We start from the raw sequence: 3,917 nt of genomic DNA, 5'->3' as shown, positions 1-3,917 counted from the left end.
GATCTCCAGGAACTCGTGCTCCGCCTCCGGGCACTCGACCGCAGGCGCGCGCACAACAGGCCGCCCGTACGCGAGATCGCCGGCCTGCGCCTGGACCCGTTCCGCCGCGAGGTCTACCGCGACGGCCGCTACGTCGCGCTCACCCGCAAACAGTTCGCCGTGCTCGAAGTCCTCGTCGCCGCCGAAGGCGGTGTCGTCAGCGCGGAAGAACTCCTGCAGCGGGCGTGGGACGAGAACGCCGACCCCTTCACCAACGCCGTCCGCATCACGGTCTCGGCGCTGCGCAAACGGCTCGGCGAACCGTGGCTCATCGCCACCGTGCCCGGCGTCGGCTACCGCATCGACGCAGGAGGCGAGGGTGGATAGGGCGCGCGGGATGAGCGTCCGGCTCAAGCTCACCCTCAGCTACGCCGGATTCCTCATGCTCGCGGGCGCGTTGCTGCTCGCCGCCGTGTGGGTGTTCCTCCTGCGGTACGTACCCGACGGCTGGCCCGCCCTTCTCTACGTGGCGCCCAACCGCATCCTCCTCCTGGGCGCCTTCGCCCCTGCGGCGGCCGCGGTGATGGCGTTCCTGCTGGTGTTCGGCCTGCTGGGAGGATGGATTCTCGCCGGACGCATGCTCGCCCCCCTGACCCGCATCACCGACGCCACGCGCATGGCCGCGAACGGATCGCTCTCCCACCGGATCCGGTTGCCTGGCCGCGCGGACGAGTTCCGCGAACTCGCTGACGCCTTCGACGCCATGCTCGTGCGGCTCGAAGCACACGTCGCCGAGCAACAGCGATTCGCGGCCAACGCCTCACACGAACTCCGCACCCCGCTGGCGATCTCACGGGCGCTTCTCGACGTGGCCCGCCGCGATCCCGACCGTGACATCGGCGAACTCGTCGAACGCCTTCACGCCGTCAACACCCGGGCGATCGACCTCACCGAGGCGCTCCTCATGCTCAGCCGCGCCGACCAGAGATCCTTCGCACGGGAACGCGTCGACCTGTCCCTGGTCGTGGAAGAGGCCGTCGAGACACTGCTCCCGCTCGCAAAGAAACGCGGTGTCACCATCGAGACTTCAGGTGAGATCACCCCGGTTGAGGGGTCGCAGGCGCTCCTGCTGCAACTGGCGACGAACCTGGTGCACAACGCGATCGTGCACAACCTGCCCGTACAGGGAACCGTGTGGATCAAGACCGGCATCGGCCCCGAGGCGCTCACCGTCGAGAACACCGGCGAGAAGCTGTCCCCAGAGGTGGTCCCTGCACTTACAGAACCGTTTCAGCGCGGCACGGGAAGAATACGCAACGACCACGCAGGCGTCGGACTCGGCCTGGCAATCGTCAAGAGCATCACCCACGCGCACGACGGGTCCCTCACTATCGTCCCGCGTCCTGCGGGCGGACTCCGTATCGTCGTTCAACTGCCCACCCCACCACCACATACAGCCAAAAAGTCAGGTACCGCATAACGTGGTCACGTACCGCTATATCACCGGATTAGCCGAGAGAATCCCGCAACCATGTAGCCTGACGGCCCCATAAGAAACCCTTTCAAGATTTCACAACTAGGGCATTTGATCAGTCTTCGCCGAGCTCGACCTAATCAGGTGCCGTCACAAGTTCCACAAGAACCTGTCCATGACGCAGATCATCGAGCTGGCCCAGGCCGGCAGTAGCGCGGTCGCCGTGGAGAACTGGACGGCCTGACGTTCGCCCGCCGATGACCCAGGTTTGTGGAACCGCCGGACGCGGGGCGAGGGCCGGCTCCGCTCAGGCGGCTCCGGCCAGGCCACGGACGGCCAGGCCCAGGCCGAGTACGACGACGACGGCGGCGGTGCCGACCGGGGCGAGAGACGACAGGCGGGCAGCCATGCCGTGTCCCCTCGTCGCCATCCGGTCGAGTCGTCCCGCCAGCTTGACCAGGAGCAGGCCGGTGGCGGTCAGGGTGCTCGCCATGCCGATGCCGTAGGCGAACACCAGCGCGATCCCGAACCAGGTGCGGCCAAGCCCGATGGCGCCGAGCAGGACGACGAGCGCGGAAGGGCTGGGCACCAGGCCTCCCGCCACCCCCATCCCCACCAGCCCGCGCCGCGAGCGGGTGGCCTCGGTCCGTGCGGGCCGCTCCCGATCCAGCACCGCCGTCCGGACGACTCCACGGCCCGGATCGGTGTGGCCGTGCCGGTAGCCGGATCTCTGGTCGTGCCCTTCGGCGGAGGGCACATGTCCGTGTCCGTGTCCATGTCCGTGTCCGTGCCCGTGACCGGAGGGCTCGCCGCTGCGGTGGGCGCGCCAGGCCGATCGCAGGAGACCGGCGCCGATGACAGTGATCAGCAGGCCGCTGGCCAGGCCGAGCCAGCCGAGCACGGACTCCCCGGTGAGGGCGGAGAAGGCGCTCAGCAGCAGGCCGACGACGAGAACCCCCAGCGTGTGGGTGGCCGTCACGGTGGCACCGACGACCAGCGCGTCACGTGGGCGGCCGCTGCGGCCGGCGAGGTAGGCGGCCATGATGGTCTTGCCATGACCGGGGATGAGCGCGTGGCCGGCGCCGAGGACCGCGGCCAGCGCCACGGAGAGCAGGCCCAGCGGCACAGTCAGCGACGCGGTGCCGATCAGCTTGGTGAACAGGCGGTCCAACGCGGCCAGCGCGTCTGCGACGGGTCCACCGGACACCAGCGGTATCGCGGTCGCCGCCGAGCCGGTTCCCGGCGTCACGCCCAGTTTCACCGCCCGCTGGTCCAGTGGGTCGGCCAGCAGGTCGCCGGGGTAGGACCGCAGTTCCCGGCTCACACTCGTGCCGGGCACCGAAGGGCGCACCAGCCGTAGCCCCGCGGCGGACACCGCGGTGATCTCCCGCCAGCCCAGCCGGTCGGCCAGGAAGCCGTCGCTGAATTCGACCGTCCCGCTCCCCTCGGACGTCACCGAGGTCCCGGAGCCGGAGGCCGCGGCGGTGGTGGGTGCCTGGAGCGGTTTCGCGGCGGCGTGCAGGCGGCATGTCAGGCGGCTGGTCTGCAGGCCGCCCTGACCGGGCTCGTAGGCGAAGACGGCCTCGGAGATCTGCCACACCGTCGCGGTCCCGTTCACCGTCAGACGCTGTGCGGTGGCGAGTTCGCCACACCGGGCGGTGCCGTACGCCGACCGTTCGGCGTCCGAGACCGTTCCTGAGCGGTCGGCGTCCACCGCGGGGCGGGCCTGCAGGGTGGGCAGCTCGGCGCTGTCCACGACCGCCAGGTTCTCCACCCGGTCCGGGGTGATCCGCAGGCCGTTGTAGTGGTTGACGGTGAAGTTGCCCAGTGGGTGCGTCACCTCCGCGTTGGAGGGCGCGGCGCCTGCGGCGAGTGTCGCGCACATCGCCAGGCCGCAGGCGGCGGTAGTGACCGCGAGCATCAGGAGAACCTCGCTAGGGCAGGGAGATCGGCGGAGAAGGTGGGGTCGGCGTCGCGGGCCCGGGCGGCGGAGCGCCTGGACTCCTCGGTGCGGCCGAGCGAGCGTTCGATCTCGGCGCGGTGGTGATGGAACAGGGCGTTGCGCCAGCCGGTGGCGGTGGCCTTACGCGCGTACGGCAGGGCCTCCCGGTCACGGCCGTCGCGGTGCAGGGCCCAGGCCAGGGCGTCGGCGGCGACCACGTTGGGGTTGCGGGCGTATTCGGCCTCGGCGTGTTCGACGGCCCGTGCGGGAGAGCCGTGGTCGGCCTCGAACTCGGCCCAGGTCAGGTCGTCCTTGACCCCGGCCGCTTCCATCAGGGTCCGCTGCGCGCGCAGCAGCGCCCACTGCTCGGCGGGATCCCTGCCCGCCGAGACCAGCACCTCGGCGTACTCGATCACGTACTGGGCCACCGGCGTCTTCCTGATCTACCTGCTCATCACCGGTTTCGGCCCCGGGGCGAGGCGGGAGCAGCGCGACACCTTCCTCATCGCCGCGCTCACCGCC

Annotated in this window: 4 protein-coding genes; 2 read left to right on the top strand and 2 right to left on the bottom strand. The window is 70.3% G+C overall.

The features are described from left to right. Together ABZ260_RS48145 and ABZ260_RS48140 are read left to right on the top strand one after the other, a co-directional pair. On the top strand, positions 1–366 hold a 366-nt coding region (locus tag ABZ260_RS48145; RefSeq protein ID WP_355631871.1), incomplete at its 5' end, for a winged helix-turn-helix domain-containing protein. After that, positions 359–1,459, top strand: a complete 1,101-nt coding sequence (locus ABZ260_RS48140; RefSeq protein WP_355631868.1) for a HAMP domain-containing sensor histidine kinase — start codon at positions 359–361, stop codon at positions 1,457–1,459. The genes ABZ260_RS48145 and ABZ260_RS48140, both read left to right, overlap by 8 nt. A gap of 301 nt (positions 1,460–1,760) precedes the next feature. On the opposite strand, the gene ABZ260_RS48135 is transcribed toward ABZ260_RS48140, so the two are convergent. Both ABZ260_RS48135 and ABZ260_RS48130 read right to left on the bottom strand, forming a co-directional pair. Beyond that, positions 1,761–3,374 carry a High-affinity nickel-transporter gene (locus ABZ260_RS48135; protein WP_355631865.1) on the bottom strand — a complete coding sequence of 538 codons (1,614 nt, stop codon included), beginning with the start codon at positions 3,372–3,374 and terminating at the stop codon, positions 1,761–1,763. After that, positions 3,374–3,823 (bottom strand): hypothetical protein, encoded by a 450-nt coding sequence (locus ABZ260_RS48130; RefSeq protein ID WP_355631862.1) that lies wholly within the window; start codon positions 3,821–3,823, stop codon positions 3,374–3,376. Before ABZ260_RS48130 ends, ABZ260_RS48135 begins: the two co-directional genes overlap by 1 nt. Positions 3,824–3,917: the final 94 nt, after the last annotated feature.

The sequence above is a fragment of the Streptosporangium sp. NPDC006013 genome (assembly GCF_040614275.1).
GTDB lineage: Bacteria > Actinomycetota > Actinomycetes > Streptosporangiales > Streptosporangiaceae > Streptosporangium.
Note: the sequence above shows the minus strand (reverse complement) of the source record. Positions and strands in the feature narration are given on the sequence as shown.